The organism is Oceanisphaera sp. (assembly GCF_048268965.1).
GTDB lineage: Bacteria > Pseudomonadota > Gammaproteobacteria > Enterobacterales > Aeromonadaceae > Oceanimonas.
This window is the reverse complement of record NZ_JBLWUK010000008.1, coordinates 18,375-33,857: the sequence shown is the minus strand read 5'-3', so window position 1 is coordinate 33,857 and position 15,483 is coordinate 18,375. Positions and strand designations below refer to the sequence as shown.

Annotated in this window: 15 protein-coding genes; 6 read left to right on the top strand and 9 right to left on the bottom strand. The window is 55.3% G+C overall.

Translation table 11 applies throughout. The features are described 5' to 3' along the window. Window positions 1-69 precede the first annotated feature (69 nt). Window positions 70-672 (bottom strand): lytic transglycosylase domain-containing protein, encoded by a 603-nt coding sequence (locus ACN0VL_RS05825; RefSeq protein ID WP_417615431.1) that lies wholly within the window; start codon window positions 670-672, stop codon window positions 70-72. 216 nt (window positions 673-888) lie between these two features. Here ACN0VL_RS05825 and gspG point away from each other — a divergent pair, with 216 nt between their 5' ends. Beyond that, window positions 889-1,308 carry a type II secretion system major pseudopilin GspG gene (gene gspG / locus ACN0VL_RS05820; protein ID WP_417615429.1) on the top strand — a complete coding sequence of 140 codons (420 nt, stop codon included), beginning with the start codon at window positions 889-891 and terminating at the stop codon, window positions 1,306-1,308. Between the two features lie 14 nt (window positions 1,309-1,322). Beyond that, on the top strand, window positions 1,323-2,513 hold the full coding sequence (locus ACN0VL_RS05815; RefSeq protein ID WP_417615427.1) for a type II secretion system F family protein: 1,191 nt from the start codon (window positions 1,323-1,325) through the stop codon (window positions 2,511-2,513). 57 nt (window positions 2,514-2,570) lie between these two features. Here the strand turns inward: ACN0VL_RS05815 and ACN0VL_RS05810 are convergent, their stop codons facing one another. The 3 genes from ACN0VL_RS05810 to ACN0VL_RS05800 form a co-directional block, all read right to left on the bottom strand. Then, window positions 2,571-3,971, bottom strand: a complete 1,401-nt coding sequence (locus ACN0VL_RS05810) for a sigma-54-dependent transcriptional regulator (RefSeq protein ID WP_417615425.1) — start codon at window positions 3,969-3,971, stop codon at window positions 2,571-2,573. After that, complete coding sequence (locus ACN0VL_RS05805; RefSeq protein ID WP_417615423.1) at window positions 3,953-5,434, bottom strand: sensor histidine kinase; 1,482 nt, start codon at window positions 5,432-5,434, stop codon at window positions 3,953-3,955. Before ACN0VL_RS05805 ends, ACN0VL_RS05810 begins: the two co-directional genes overlap by 19 nt. A gap of 357 nt (window positions 5,435-5,791) precedes the next feature. After that, the gene (locus tag ACN0VL_RS05800; RefSeq protein ID WP_417615421.1) at window positions 5,792-6,265 is read right to left on the bottom strand and encodes a GlcG/HbpS family heme-binding protein; all 474 of its coding nucleotides are present in this window, start codon (window positions 6,263-6,265) and stop codon (window positions 5,792-5,794) included. 647 nt (window positions 6,266-6,912) lie between these two features. On the opposite strand from ACN0VL_RS05800, the gene pcaQ reads away from it, so the two are divergent. Next, window positions 6,913-7,848 carry a pca operon transcription factor PcaQ gene (pcaQ, locus tag ACN0VL_RS05795; RefSeq protein WP_417615419.1) on the top strand — a complete coding sequence of 312 codons (936 nt, stop codon included), beginning with the start codon at window positions 6,913-6,915 and terminating at the stop codon, window positions 7,846-7,848. A 47-nt stretch (window positions 7,849-7,895) separates the two neighbouring features. Here the strand turns inward: pcaQ and ACN0VL_RS05790 are convergent, their stop codons facing one another. Continuing rightward, a complete protein-coding gene (locus ACN0VL_RS05790) occupies window positions 7,896-8,876 on the bottom strand; it encodes an MBL fold metallo-hydrolase (RefSeq protein ID WP_417615417.1) in 981 nt (326 codons plus the stop codon). On the opposite strand from ACN0VL_RS05790, the gene ACN0VL_RS05785 reads away from it, so the two are divergent. Continuing rightward, entirely contained in the window at window positions 8,875-9,027 is a 153-nt protein-coding gene (locus ACN0VL_RS05785) for a hypothetical protein (RefSeq protein ID WP_417615415.1), read from the top strand. The genes ACN0VL_RS05790 and ACN0VL_RS05785 overlap by 2 nt on opposite strands. Window positions 9,028-9,063: 36 nt before the next feature. On the opposite strand, the gene ACN0VL_RS05780 is transcribed toward ACN0VL_RS05785, so the two are convergent. The 4 genes from ACN0VL_RS05780 to ACN0VL_RS05765 are packed head-to-tail and all read right to left on the bottom strand — an operon-like array spanning window position 9,064 to window position 13,124. Then, complete coding sequence (locus ACN0VL_RS05780; protein WP_417615413.1) at window positions 9,064-10,635, bottom strand: FAD-binding oxidoreductase; 1,572 nt, start codon at window positions 10,633-10,635, stop codon at window positions 9,064-9,066. 14 nt (window positions 10,636-10,649) lie between these two features. Next, window positions 10,650-11,288, bottom strand: a complete 639-nt coding sequence (locus ACN0VL_RS05775; RefSeq protein ID WP_417615411.1) for a hypothetical protein — start codon at window positions 11,286-11,288, stop codon at window positions 10,650-10,652. A gap of 2 nt (window positions 11,289-11,290) precedes the next feature. Beyond that, window positions 11,291-11,620, bottom strand: coding sequence for a c-type cytochrome (locus tag ACN0VL_RS05770; RefSeq protein ID WP_417615409.1), 330 nt, complete (start codon window positions 11,618-11,620; stop codon window positions 11,291-11,293). Between the two features lie 34 nt (window positions 11,621-11,654). Beyond that, window positions 11,655-13,124, bottom strand: coding sequence for an aldehyde dehydrogenase family protein (locus tag ACN0VL_RS05765; protein WP_417615407.1), 1,470 nt, complete (start codon window positions 13,122-13,124; stop codon window positions 11,655-11,657). 479 nt (window positions 13,125-13,603) lie between these two features. On the opposite strand from ACN0VL_RS05765, the gene pcaD reads away from it, so the two are divergent. Beyond that, window positions 13,604-14,782: a 3-oxoadipate enol-lactonase gene (gene pcaD / locus ACN0VL_RS05760; protein WP_417615405.1), complete on the top strand. Its 1,179-nt coding sequence runs from the start codon at window positions 13,604-13,606 to the stop codon at window positions 14,780-14,782. A gap of 2 nt (window positions 14,783-14,784) precedes the next feature. Next, window positions 14,785-15,483 carry a protocatechuate 3,4-dioxygenase subunit beta gene (gene pcaH, locus ACN0VL_RS05755; RefSeq protein WP_417615403.1) on the top strand — a complete coding sequence of 233 codons (699 nt, stop codon included), beginning with the start codon at window positions 14,785-14,787 and terminating at the stop codon, window positions 15,481-15,483.

Here is a 15,483-nt window from a genome sequence, read left to right as displayed (position 1 = left end):
CAATACGAAGTGTGTTCACCAAATATGGGCGCATAGCCCCAGTCTCGGGGAAAGTCCGGGCTGAAGTCATTACTGAGGTACCGCTTGCAGCCGCCGATAATGCTCGGTCACTCGGGCTACATAGCGTTGGGTTTCCGGGAAAGGCGGGATACTGTCTCCCCTGGCTCTGACGGCACCAGGGCCCGCATTATAGGCTGCAAGCACCAAAGACAAATCGTTGTCGAACATCTTCATCAGCTGCTTCAGATAGCGCGCACCGCCACGGATATTCGACAACGGATCCCATACATCATCGACCCCAAGCTCCTGTGCCGTGGCAGGCATCAGCTGCATCAGGCCCGCCGCGCCTTTGGGGGAAAGTGCCAGTGGATTGTAGCTAGACTCGGCGTAAATCACCCCATGCAGCAGGCTCTCCGACAGTTCTTGCTCCCCGGCCACCTTGGCAATCAGCTTTGCAAAGGGGCGCTTTTGCAAGCCGGGTAACGGCGATACCTCTGGCCTGGAGCCAGGCCCAGGCCGAGCCACCACAGGTTCACGCAGCAACAGTTTGAAACGGCTCCCTTTAGACGGAATATTCGTCAGCGTGATACTGCCGTCCTGGGCGGTTGCCATGTACACGTCGGCCTGAGCCGAAGTCGTTAATCCCAGCACCAGCCAAAATAGGGTCGACACTCTCATCCTTGATCCCCGCAGCAGTGATTGAACATACCGGCCGATAGAGAAGATCCCTTCCTCGCTATGAGCATTCATGCAAGCAAATAATGTGCCCAAAATAAAAGTCTATTAAGAGAGCATCTTGCATGGTTATTGCATTAACTCACTTATGGCTACTGCGTGAGCCGGTTTTATCACCAAGGAATGGAGGACAAAATTATGGAAAGGAATTCTATGAAGGGTCCACATCAACAGCAGGGTTTTACACTGTTAGAGCTGCTGGTGGTACTGGTTGTACTCGGCCTGCTGGCCGGAATAGTAGCGCCCAAATACTTTGGTCAGCTGGGTCGCTCCGAAATCAAGGTAGCCCAGGCTCAGATTGAAGGCTTGTCCAAGGCTCTGGATCTCTATCGACTGGACGTAGGTCGTTACCCCAGTACCGAGCAAGGCCTGAACGCCCTTGTTATGGCACCGAACAACGAACCGAAATGGGGAGGCCCTTACCTGCAGAAAAAAGCGCCTCAGGATCCCTGGAGCCAGGACTACATTTATCGCTCTCCTGGTGAATATGGCGATTACGATTTGCTGTCGATGGGCAAAGATGGTCAACCCGGCGGTGATGGCGAGAATGCCGATATCACCAGCTGGCAGTAGCGAGGTAAGGCCAGATGCACTTTCATATAAAAGGGGTAAATAAACAGGCGTTGATTGTTTCCCTTACGCTGGAAGCCTCATCCGAAGCTGACGCCTTGCAGCTTGCCGAGCAGCAACAAGTACGCGTGTTGGCGATACGCCCCAAGCAGGCCTGGTCACTCGGTCGCTGGCGTCCCCGCGAGGCTTTTCCGCTGCTGCTGTTCAGCCAAGAACTTGCCACCTTGCTGAACGCTGGCCTGGCCTTGATTGATGCACTCGAAAGTCTGGCCGAAAAAGAATCGACCCCCAGGGCAAGCGATATTCTGTCGGGTCTGGTTCGTCAACTCTACGAGGGCAAATCATTTTCTTTGGCGTTGGGGAAGTTTCCTGCTGACTTCCCACCTCTCTATATTGCCTTGATCCAGTCCAGCGAAAAAACCGGTACCGTCGGTGAGTCTCTGGAGCGCTATGTCAGCTACCATCGCCGTATGGATGAAATCCGCCAAAAGATAGTCAGCGCCTCACTCTATCCGATCCTGCTGTTCGTTGTCGGTTGCGGAGTGCTGCTGTTTTTAATCGGCTATGTGGTACCCCGTTTTAGTCTGGTATTCGAAGGGGTGGGGTCTGATCTCCCCTGGCTATCACAGCTGCTGTTGCGAGCCGGGCTGTTCCTCAACCAGCATCAGGCCGGTATGCTGGGCGGCCTGATGCTGGTTATTGTGGCTTCAACCCTACTGCTCCGACAAGATAATGTGCGACAGGCCATAGTGAGACTGATTAATAAAGTACCCGCCATTCGTCGACGCCTGTTCGTCTATGAACTGGCGCGTTTTTACCGTTCACTGGGGATTCTGTTGCAAGGAGGAATACCCATTCTGACCGCCATGAACATGGTGCGCGGCCTACTGGGAATCGTGTCGCGTCAACAACTGGATCAGGCGATCCTGGGCATTCAAGAGGGTCATGCCTTGTCGGAGTCACTGGCGCAAAAAGGGCTGACGACCCCGGTCGCCCTGCGCATGCTGCGTGCAGGTGAACGGTCGGGTAATCTCGGGGAAATGATGGAACGTACGGCAGACTTTTATGATGAGGAAAACAATCGCTGGGTCGAATGGTTCGTACGCTTGTTCGAGCCGTTACTGATGACCTTTATCGGCCTGCTGATCGGCGTGATTGTGGTACTGATGTATATGCCCATTTTCGATCTGGCTTCAAGCATCCAGTAACAGCATGAGCAGCATGAGCAGACAAGCTCGATGCCACTCATGAACCTTCTCCGGTCACTAGCCGCGCACTGGACGGCTCAGGCCCAGACGATCAATACGATAACGCAGCATATCCCGCGTAATACCTAACAGACGAGCAGATTTAGTCACATTCCAGTCGGTCTTGTTGAGTGTCTTGATAACCAGACTTCGTTCAATTTCCGGCAGGCTGGCTTCGCTCGGTTCCTCCTCAGCCACATGTTCCTGAGAGGGCGGAGATTCGCTCTGGCTCGGGCAGATCGCCAGCTGGCTGGGCATAATGAGCGCCCCTTGAGCCAGCAGCACCGCCTGCTCCACTATATTGCGCAACTCTCGCACATTTCCCGGCCAATGATACTCTTTGAGCAATGCTTCCGTTTCGGCCGTAAATTTCAAGCCCGTCTTGCCATAACGCTTGCCATGCAGGTTCAAAAAGTGGCGGGCCAGCAACAGAATATCATCACCACGGGATGACAGGCTCGGCACCTTAATGGAAATGATCCGCAGACGATAAAACAAATCACGTCGAAAGGTACCCTCTTGCACCATTTGCTCAAGGTTACGGTTGGTCGCACTGATAATACGAAGGTTGATTTTGCGCTCTTTTACCGAGCCGATGCGACGGATGGTGCGGTCTTCGAGTAATTTAAGCAACTTGGCCTGCAAGGCGAGGTCCATCTCACCCACCTCGTCCAGAAATAAAGAGCCACCGTCCGCCGCTTCCACCAATCCGATTCGACGTTCCTTGGCATCGGTAAATGCCCCTTTTTCATGACCGAACAATTCGGCTTCCAGCAAATGTGCGGGGATCGAAGCACAATTAAACTCGATAAAGGGTTCCTTGTGCCTGACACCGTCGACATGTAGTGCCCGAGCCACCAACTCTTTTCCGGTGCCGGTATCGCCTTCAATTAACACACTTGGCAAATCTGCGTCTGTCATGCGGCTTTCGGCACTCAGCAATTGACGTATCATTTGCTTAACCCCCTGCATGGCCGACGAGTTGCCAATCATGGCCTCCAGCCCCGAATTCTTTACATCGCGACTCTGATAAAAAGACAACTGGTGTTCCATACGCTGGGCAGCCAGGGTTTTATCGAGCAACAGTTTAAGCTCCGCCAGAACAACAGGTTTGGTCAAATAATGAAAGGCGCCAGCCTTCATTGCCTCAACAGCATCTTCTATGTTGCCAAAGCCGGTCATCATAATTACTTTGAGTAGCGGGTCACTGAGGTGAATGTGCCGGATCAACTCTACCCCACTCTGGCCCGGCAGCGAATTATCAGTCAGTACTACATCTGGATGATGCGTTTTCAATCGTTCAATCGCCTCTTCGGCCGAGTGACACACCGTCACCTCAAACTGTTTGAGTTCAAGGTAGTTCTGAATATTCTCCGCCAGCATCACGTCATCTTCGACGATCAGTATACTGTACTCCATTGCTTGCCTCCCGTGGCTACCTTGAAACGCAGACTCACCTTAGTACCTTCTTGTTCGCAAGAAGTCAGTTTAACCTGTCCACCAAAGCGCTCCATTAAACGCTTCACCAGCATCAACCCGACTCCGACCCCCCCTTGTTTGGTGGTATAGAATGGTTTGAACGCCATGATTCTTTGCCGCTGGGACATGCCTTTTCCACTATCACTGATGGTCAGGTGCAAGCACCGCTGACTACTATCCTGCTCTATCGTAATGCGTAGCAGACCACCATCAGGCATTGCCTCAATGGCATTCGCTATCAGGCTATTAAAGACTTGTGTGAGTAATACTCGTCGGCTAACCACCAGGGGGGGTTGTTTTATGTCGCATTCAACCTGAATGTTTGCGCTTTTTATTTGCGGCTCGAAGGCAAGCAGGGCTTCCTGGATCACTGCCAGTGGATCCACCGCTTCGCTATCGCCATTAAGGGAAGGAGATGATACCAGCAAGTCGCGAATCCACTGGGACATGCGATCAACCTGGTTAATGATATCGTTGATGTTTTTATGGATTGGCGGAGCAGATAGCTCTAGCGTCAGTTCGGCGCTGGAGCGAATTGCGGCCAAGGGGTTGCGCAGGCTGTGAGCCACGGCAGAAGACATTTCGCCCAGGGCGACAAATGTTTCATTCGCGATCAGCTGCTGCTGCTGCGAGGCCATCAGGCCGGACGCCCGGTAGGCGATCCAGAACAGACCGAGATACATCAAAACGCCGCCGAGGGCGACTGACTGCCAGATCAGCACATAGCCGCGCTGAATCCGTGCATTAAGATCCTTGGGCTCCTTGTAGATTTCCACCACGGATACCACGTTACCGTCGAAATCAAGCAGCGGAACATAGTTCTCTATATACAGTTCTTCGGGTAACCAGCGAAACTGTTGTTCGATGCGCTGGTTATCCACTTTAATGCGGCTGGATGCCACTGTATGCCTGGTGGTAAACGCGTCTTCCAGTTCGTGATTATTGGGGATGTGTTGACCGATTAACGCAGGATTGGTTGACCAGACAAGCGTTCGATCCGATGTATAGACATTGGCCAACAAGACATCCGGCAAGTGGGCAACATGATCCAGAAACTCATTGCGCGTCTTTTTTATCCGCTCATCTACAGCAACAACCGAGCCGTCAGGAGCAGACTGGGGAGTATAAGCAAGCAACTCTCCCATGCTGGACAGCAAGGGGACGCCGGCATGGTTAACTTCTGCGTCGGCAATGCTTTGTATGAATTGGGCGGTCAGCATTGAATCTCGTTCTATGCTTTCTCGCAGCAGAAACTGGGTGACGATGTAGCCCACACCGAGCGCAACAACAGCGATTAACACTGCACTAAGCAATGAAAACCAGCGAATAAAGCTGAATTTAGAGTCACATCGTTCATCACCAAAGCGGTTCTGAACTTTAGCTTTTTCAAGTAAATATCGCATAGGACTTCCTGTCCATTGTTTATTATAAGTGCCACTTATCCATTTTTTCGTTTCGGTTACTTTATGGAAAAGTGTAGAACAACCGCCTGGCTGCCCACCCTGCCCGCAATTTACCTCGCTCAAGCCGTAATTTTAGAACAGCTTAAGCTTTTCGCCCAATTATTCACTCAGGATTCAACTTTAAACACAAATAGGCATCACTACCGAGTAAGTGATGCCTATTCGCTCCCTCTAAATATCTAACCAACATGGCCAGCGGAGATGCCAACACCGGAGAAATCTTACTGGCATCGACGCGGATGGCCCCCTTTTCTCTCATCGGCAATGACATGCTCTGTTGGTGCTGTTGACGAACCATTATTTTAATAGCGTCTTTAATGCCGCCTCGGCGCAGGCTTGATCCAGGTGCCCACCGGGAGCCCCACCGACGCCAATACCCGCCACCAGCTGATCATCGATGCGTACTGGCACTCCCCCGCCCAAAATCAGGATATCCGGATGCATATCGCGCAAGCCGGATAACGCCGGTTTGTCGGCAATATTATTCGCCATATCGGTCGTGTTCACCCCCATGGAAGCGGAGGTAAAGGCTTTTTTACGGGCACTTTCTATCGTATGGGGTCCTGCCAGCTCATCCCGAGCCAACGCCTTGAGTACACCTGAACGATCAACGACAGCAACGGTTACATGATAACCGTCCTTGGTACATTGCTTGAGGCCCGCAGCCACCATTTTCTGGGCAGCATCAGTGCTAAGTACAGAGTAACTCCGAGTTTGAGCCTGTGTGCCAAGAGCAACCAAAGCCAATAACATCAGGCATTTATTCATCATTTTCTCTCCTGCTACTTGCCAAAGGTCATCTTCACTATAGCCACTCCCATTGCTGTCACTCCAATTTATAGCTGCCGGATCCAACGTCTCGCTCGGCAGCCTTTCTCTGTCAGTAAACACCCGACTATCATGCACACCTTCAAACAACACAGCGCCTTTCAGACTCTGAGGGGGGAGAGAACCCAGCTTGATACGGGACGATCGCTCTTCAGTTGCCGGAGAGGGGTTGCCATAATCAAACCTGTGCAGTTTACGGAGGAAGGTATTTCCTAAGCCCTCGAGGGCGGCACCAACAGGAATACTCTGTATAACGAGACAGCTACCAGGGTTGAGCTGAAGGGTGATGGAAGTCCTGTGTCAAAATCCGGGTATTCAGAAGAGGGGGCGGTTTGAGCTTGATGACAGGGATGATAAATCAAGGGAACGATAATATAATACCTCCCGACACCCCACACTTAACCGTTAACTCCATTTCAATACGCCATAAAACGCCTGCAATAAAACACCACATGCAAGCCTTTATTTTTATTTGATATTCAAAGACCTTGCGATTTTTCGGAGGCAATGTATTTATAAATAACAATACGGTATCTGTCTGACTATTATCTAGTCGTAGTCGCATATTCCGCTTAGCTACAGAGGCATAAATGATAGAAAATCGAATCAAGTTCCGGCACCTGCAGTGTTTTATCGAAATCGCTCGCCAGAACAGCGTTACTCGCGCCGCCGATGTACTATCGTTGACTCAGCCGGCAGTATCCAAAAGCCTGAAAGAGCTGGAAGAAATGCTGGAAGTGAAACTGATGAACCGTAGCAAAAAAGGCATTGAGCTGACCCAGTTCGGCAAAGTGTTTCTCAAGTATGCCGGGGCCAGTCTGTCCGCCCTGCGCGAAGGTACCGACAGCATCATTCAGGCGCAGATGAAAGGAAGTATGCGTATCAGCGTCGGCGTACTGCCCACGGTAGCCGCCAGTGTGTTGCCGGGCGCGGTGATCAACTTCAGACAGTCTGGGATGGATGTCACCCTTAATCTGACTTCGGGCCCCAATACGCTGCTGCTCAGTCAGCTGAGAGTCGGCGAGCTGGATCTGGTGGTCGGTCGACTGGCCGAGCCCGAACTGATGACCGGACTGTCTTTTCAACACCTCTATTCGGAGCGCGTGGCCTTCGTTGTTCGCCCCGGCCATCCCCTGCTTGACCGTACCCCGTTCAATATTCAGGAGATACAACAGTTCAATGTCCTGTTTCCGACCAAAGACTCTATTATTGCCGGATCTGCCGAGCGCTTTCTGATCTCTCAGGGCATAGGCCTGTTGTCTGATCGTATAGAGACGATCTCGGGTTCGTTCGGCAAGGAATATATCCGCCAGACCGATGCCATCTGGATCATCTCCCGAGGGGTGGTGGCGCGTGAAATAGAAGAAGGGGAGCTGATGGAGTTGCCGCTGGACACCAAGGAGACCCTGGGACCCGTGGGCCTGACCACCCGGGCCGATCCCCTTCCCACCCCGGCGGTGCAGATGTTCATGAACAGTATCCGCAGCGCGGCCGCCTCGGTCGCCGACAAGAACGGAGAGCTGTAATAAAAAGAGGGCGCTAAGCGCCCTCTTCGTCAACAAGCAAACAGCCCTTACTCGTAAATATCCAGATCGCTGGCCAGCACAAATGTGCCATCGTAATGCTGTGCTAGTTCCGCCACCATGTCTTCATCTGTCTTGCCGAAAAACAGCGGGTGGTTCATGACCAAGAGGCCGGGCTTGACCTCTTTGGCGATCTCAGCCAGCTGGCGAGTGCTGGTATGGGCATGGTACATGTACTTCTGCCAGTCTTCCGGCATGCGGGAGATGGCGCCCTCGTGCATCACCTCGTGGATCAGGATATCGGCCCCCTTGAAATGCTCGTAGTTGGCTTCGTCCATGCGGGTATCGCCGCTGATCACTATGGTTTTGGTGGGGGTTTCCACCCGGTAACCGAAGGACATGTCCTCATCCCAGCTGCCGTGGGGCACCCGGAACGCCGTCACCGTCACCTTGTTATCCTGGTGCACTATCTGGGTGTCACTGATCTCGGTCACTTCACCCTTATAGCCGTCGGCATTGGCCGGCTGGGTGCCATAAAGGCGGTGATCGAGATCATCCTTGAATGCCGCCAGGCTGTTATCAACCAGCCCCTGAGTGCCCTTGGGGCCAATCACCTTCATCGGTTGATCCCGGCCCAGCACCCAGGGACGCAGCAGCAACTCGGGCAGACCCAGCACGTGATCGGAATCGAGATGGGTAATAAACACCTTGTCCAGGCCGCCATACATGGAGTCATTGGTAAACATCACATCAGGCGGCATAAAGTCCTTGCCGGACAGCGCCTTGAGATTGCGTACAAAGCCGGGGCCCGCATCGAACAGGTACATTTCCTTGTCGACCACTACCAGGATGGCCTGACCGGCCCGCTTGTGCTGCAGAGTCGGAGTGCCGGTACCAAGCATCACCACATGGGTCTGGCTCTGTTCCTTCACCTCGGCGGCCGAAGCCGACTGGCTCTCGGCCAGGGCGGCGGTGGGTGCCAGACCAGCCACAGCCAAGGCCAGAATCAAAGGTTTGAGGATTCCTTTCATGAAATATTCCTTATTGTCTCAATTTGATGATCCGTTTCGGGCGGATGTTTTTCATCAACTTCCCGAATCTAGGGTACAAAAAACCGGAGCCTGTTTTTCTCGTATTAATAACGAGATAAAACCGACTCCGGATAAAGAGTTATCAAAATAATGTCATCGCAACGATGTCATCAACACCGTTGGTTGCTTACCAGTCGGTGAACTTGTCCAGATCGATACCGGACTTGCCCGGCGCCAGTATATTGTTCGGATCCAGAGCCTTCTTGAGGGTATGCTCCAGACGGCGCTTGACTGGACCGTAGCTGTCGGCTACCCGATCCATGAAGCGGGTGTTGACCCGATAGACGGCATAGCCGCGCTTCTCGAACTCGTCGAGCAGCTCGTTGAAGCAGGCATCGGCACGCTTGGTCTCTTCCGGATTGGTGCGGTCATAGAGTACGTCGATGACATGATGCATGTCGCGCCAGCCAACGATAAACTCGCCCACGTAGTCCAGGCCGTGCTTGTTGAGGATGCTCTTCGCCAAATCGTACTGCTTGTCGCACTCGGCCCCCTTGGCCTGGCTGACCGGGGCAAACCACATGGAGCCACCGCCCCCACGCCAGTTGTACAGACCGAATTCCTGCAGGTTCGGGATGCCTTTCATCATCTCGGACCGGTACTTGAAGGGCTGGGTATTGCCCGCCTCTTTCTCGGTGACCAGCTTGCCCTTGCCGAGCTTCTTCAGCGCGTCAGTGACGATCTTGAAGTTGACGTCGATCTGCTCCTGGGTGCCGTACAGGCACGCGTAGACGTTCCAGGCGCCCAGGTCCTTGTCCTTCTGGATCTGCTTGAGGATGGCGTCCGGGGTGGCGCCCGGCTCGCTGGTGTAGTCCGAGCGACGCACGCCTGCGGCTGCAGCTTCCCAGATGGTGGCGGCGATCACCACGGAGTTGGGGATGATCTGGGCGAGACGCAGCGGACGAATAAACTCGACGATCTCGGCGATATCGGTTTCTTCCTCAAACTTGATCTCGAACGGCTTGTACACCGGCGGCTTGGGCATCAGCCAGAAGCCCATCTTGGTGCAGATGCCGTAGTTGGCCTGGGTGAACATGCCGTCCAGGGTCGGGCCGTAACCCCACTTGAATACCTGCCAGGCGTTGTCGCCCTTCACGCCGCCCATACCGGTGCGGTAAATATCGCCGTTGGCCAGCACCAGTTCCATGCCGCACTGCATCAGGAAGTGCTCGCCGTAGGGGGTGTAGCCCACGCCGCGGTCCATGGTGTTGCCCAGGGGACCGGCAATGGCGGACGGCGCCGAGAACGACAGCATCAGCGGAATGTTGTTTTCCTGCAGGTAGTCGTACAGCTGCTGGTAGGTCACGCCCGGCTCGACCAGGGCCGTACCCAGCTCCGCGTCCACCTCGAGGATCTTGTTCATCTTTTTCAGATCGAGAATGATCTGGCCGCGGTGATGGGGCGCGGTGCTGCCGTAGCCGAAGTTACGGCCGGTAGACACTGTCCACACCGGGATCTTGTACTCGTTACAGATCTTCACCACGCCCTGGATCTGCTCGACGGTAGTGGCGGTCACGGCGGCGGACGGCGTGTGCTCGGCGTCCTCGCTGGGCATCATGATCTTGTTGTAGGGCTTGAGCTGGGCCTCTTCCACCAGCACATTCTCGTCACCCAGCAGGGCACGAAACTTCTCGATGGCCTGATGGAAGTCACCCTGCTCAACACCGGTAGGCAATACCTTGTAGTTTTGTTCACTCATAATATGGGGATCCTTCAGGTCTCAATGGAAAATGAAACATAGTGGCCGGTCAAAGCCGCGGCCTGAGTCGGTGGTGTGGCACGCAGATAGCGGCGACCCGGCTCGGGTGACGCCAGGGCAAAGCCCAGCGCCGGTACCCACTGGTGGCTGGCGGCCAGGATCAGATCCTCGCTGGCCGACGGCGTGGCACACCCCTCGCTCAGGGCCATGAACTGATGGCCGCAGGCGGCGGAGCTCTGGGTGACCGACAACCGGTGGCGAGACTGGCCGTTTTCGGTGACATGCTGACCGGACCAATGCAGACGAGCGCCAGCACTACGGGCCAGGTCCAGAATAAGCGTGCCGTTGGCATCGTCAACCAGACCTATGATGCGCTCGCCGGAAGACGCCTTCAGCCTCCGCTGCAGGGCGGAGATGAATTCCAGCCCATGATCGGTACGCAATACGGTGGTGGCACCTGCAGCCGGGTGCGCCTGAGCACCGCCGGCAAACACGGCTTCGGCTTCGGCTCCACTCACCAGTACCAGGAGGGGCTTGCGGGTCACGGCCTTGGCAGCCTGACTGGCACTAACCAGGCCGGTATGGCCCAGAGTCAGACCAGCCAGACCGCCCAGCGCCATGCCCTTGAGTACGGAACGACGTTCAATGCTCATGGTTACTCCTGAGCCGGGGCCGGCAGTTGCTGGATGTACTCGCCAACCTGCTGCAGCGAGGCGTCATCGATAAAGGAAGCCGGGAACGCCGGCATGGCCCGGAAGCCATGACGCACTATGGTAGAGATATAGGCCGGCGGCAGGCCGCGACCGGCCAGCACGGGGCCGATGGCGCCATTGGTTTCATGGCAATGGCCACAGACCTTCTGGTAGACGTGCTCGCCGCCCTTCCACTGGCCGTCGCCGCTGGCACTGGCCGAGAAGCTGGCCAGGGCCGCCGGCAGTACCAGGCAGGCTGCGGCAACGGATTTGACCTTGATAGATGAAAACATGGATGCTCCTTGCTTAAACAGGCAATGGGTTCAATCAGAACGGATAACGGCGCGGCTCGTGCTGCACTGTGATCCAGTGGTCGGTGGTAAACTCTTCGATTGCCCACTCACCGTTGAAGCGTCCCAACCCAGAACTCTTCTCGCCACCAAAGGCGGCGTTGGGGGCATCATTGACCGGCATGTCGTTGATATGCGTCATGCCCGCCTGAATGCCCTGAGCAAAACGTACGCCCCGCTCCAGACTGCCGGTAAAGACGGCGCTGGACAGGCCATATTCGCTCTGGTTGGCCAACTCCAGGGCATGCTGCTCGTCGCGTGCAGTCTGAATGCCCACCAGAGGGCCAAAAATTTCTTCGCGAGCGATCTCCATGTCGGCGGTGACGTTACCGAATACATGGGGCGGCAGCACATTACCCTGCGCCTCACCACCCACCAGCACACTGGCACCTTCGGCCTTGGCAGTTTCAATTTTAGTCAGCAGACCCTGCAGCTGTTTGCTGTTGATCACCGGACCTACCACTGTCTCGGGCTTGCTCGGATCCCCGTAAGGCAGCGCCTTGACCCGCTCCGCATAGCGGCGGCTAAACTCTTCTACCAGCGGCTGTTCGACAATGATGCGGTTGATCGCCATGCAGATCTGGCCCTGATGCAGGAACTTGCCCACTACGGCGGCATTGACAGCCTGCTCCACATCGGCATCGGCCAACACCACGAAAGGGCTATTGCCACCCAGTTCCAGCGCTACATGTTTGAGGTGCTTGCCGCCACTGGCCAGACGACCAATATTGAGGCCGATCTCGCTCGAGCCGGTAAAGGAAATAAAACCGGGGACCGGATGCTCGACAAAAGCATCACCTATTTCGGCTCCGGAACCTATCACCACACTCAATACACCTGCCGGCAGGCCGGCTTCTTCGAAAATATGAGCCAGCAGCAGACCACCGGTGATCGGCGTATCGCTGGCCGGCTTGACTACCACGGCATTCCCCAGAGCCAGGGCTGGCGCTAGCGAGCGCTGAGTCAGGTGCAGGGGGAAGTTCCAGGGGCTGATCACACCCACCACACCCAGCGGCTTGCGATAGACTCGGCTTTCTTTGCCCGGAATGTCGTTAGGCAGAATGCGGCCGTGCACCCGGGATGGAAAGCTGGCGGCTTCCAGGGTAATGGCGCGGGCCGCTCCCCACTCAATTTGTGCCTTGATCCGGGTACTGCCTGACTCCTTGATGATCCACTCGACAATCTCTTCCTTGCGTTTATCAAAGATCTCCACCGCTTTCAGCATAACAGCGGCACGGGCAGCCGGTGCCATAGCCGCCCAGTTTACTTGGGCTTCGCGCGCGGTAATAAAGGCTTCGTCAAGATCCTCTGGGGTGGCAAGGTTCAGTTCCAGCAGGGTCTGCTGATTGTAAGGGTTAACGACTTGCAGCTTGCGTTCTGAGCGTCCGGGCCGCCACTGACCCGCCAGAGGCTGCAACTCAAGGTTCTGATAAGAACTGGTAGTCATAAAACATCCTTTCTTTAGATTGGTATCAGCAGTGACAGACTGCCGGTTACGCAGAGAATGACCTTAATCGAGATTGACCACCTGGGTCACGACGTCCTCCGCCAGTAAACAGTTATGCTCCAGAGCAGATACTAATGTTATGTCAATGTTACCCAAGAGTAGTTATTAATAACGGGGGTTAAAAATGAAATTTAGGCTAAAACACATATCAAAAACGATATACATAAAGCCAAGCTGCACTATTTTTTATGCTGTTCACCATCTGACGACCAGAAAAACTAATCCACCGGCTTCCTGATAAGATCCCCCTGGAGCTAAAATTGCAAATCCGTTTCTGTTACCGAACCGTCTCATTACCTAACACGAACACATGCCATATCATTTTCAATATACTAAACTGACAAACCCTCATTTTACATAAGCGTTACTTTGGGCAACATTGAGTTTAATATTTTCTGTCGCCAACACAGGCCCACACCATGACACAGACCCAGACAATCAACGGAGTCATGCTCCACTACCGACTGGAAGGTCCGAGCCACCTGCCCTTGCTGGTCTTTTCCAATTCTCTTGGCACCGATATGCGGGTATGGGAACCACTGCTCCCCCTGCTGGCCGGGCAATACCGCTTTTTACGGTATGACAAACGCGGCCACGGCCTGTCGGATTGTCCGCCGGCTCCTTACCATATCGATGACCACATCCATGATTTGATTGGCCTGCTCGACGCACTCGAGCTGAGCCAGGTGGCCTTGTGCGGCCTGTCGGTCGGCGGCATCATCGCCCAGGGTGTGGCGGCCCGCCGGCCGGAGCTGGTGAAAGCGTTGATCCTGTGTGACACCGCCCACAAGATAGGCCCCGCCCAGGGCTGGGATGATCGCATCAAGACCATCCGCGACAAGGGGATCGACTTCATCGCCGACGCCGTGCTGGAACGCTGGTTTGCCACCGGGTTTCGCCACCAGAAGCCGCTAGAACTGGCCCTGTGGCGCAACATGCTGACCCGTACCCCGATGGAAGGTTATATAGGTACCTGCGCCGCCATCCGTGATGCAGATCTAACCGACAGCTCGGCGCGTCTGACCCAGCCTGCCCTGTGTGTGGTCGGTGATCAGGATGGCGCCACCCCGCCGGATTTGGTGCAAAGCACCGCCGAGCTGATCCCGGGCAGCCGCTTCGAAGTCATCAAAAACGCCGGCCACCTGCCCTGCGTTGAGCAACCGGCCGCGCTGGCCGCCCTTGTCATCGATTTTCTCAATCAGCATAACCCCGAGCCGAGCCGCTTTGAGCAGGGCATGAGGGTGCGCCGCTCCGTGCTGGGCAATGCCCATGTCGATCGGGCCAATGCCAATAAAAGCGTCTTCGACGAGCCCTTTCAGACCTTTATTACCGAAGGCGCCTGGGGCTCGGTCTGGAGCCGCCCTGGCCTGAGCAAGCGGGACCGCAGCCTGCTGACCATCGCCTTGATGGCCTCGCTGGGCCATGAAGAAGAGCTGGCCATGCATATTCGTGCTACCCGCAACACCGGCGCCAGCAAGGCGGAAGTACAGGAAACCCTGCTCCACCTTGCCGTTTATGCCGGCGTGCCATTCTCGAATGTCGCCTTCCGCATCGCCAAGGAAGTCTATAACGAACTCGAAAACCAAGAGGAACAATGATCATGAGCAGCATTACCCAAAGGGACTGGTCCAGCCATCCCGCCTACCTCTCGCCAGAATACAAGTCGTCCACCCTGCGGGGGGTGTCCCGGAACCTGGTGAAGATCGATCCCGAGCTGGCCGAACTGACCGGCCCGGCCTTTGGCCCGGAAGTAGTAGGACCGCTGGATCACGATCTGACCAAAAACGGCCAGGTCAACGGCGAGCCCATCGGCGAGCGCATTGTGGTGACCGGCCAGGTATTCGACGAGTTCGGCCAGCCGGTCGCCAACACCCTGGTTGAAATCTGGCAGGCCAACGCCGCCGGCCGCTATGTGCACAAGGCAGACCAGCACGATGCGCCGCTGGATCCCAACTTCCTGGGATCCGGTCGCTGCCTGACCGACGCCGAAGGCCGCTACAAGTTCTATACCATCAAGCCTGGCGCCTACCCCTGGGGCAACCACTCCAATGCCTGGCGCCCGAATCACATCCACTTTTCCTTGTTCGGACCGTCCATTGCCACCCGTATCGTGACCCAGATGTACTTCCCTGGCGATCCCCTGCTGCCCCTGGATCCCATCCTTGAAGCCACCCCGGCGGAAGCCCGTGACCGGCTGGTCAGCGATTTTTCACTGGATGTGACCGAAGAAGGCTTCGCCCTGGGTTATATCTTCAACATTGTGCTGCGTGGTGTAAACGCCACTCCTGTGGAGGCCTGA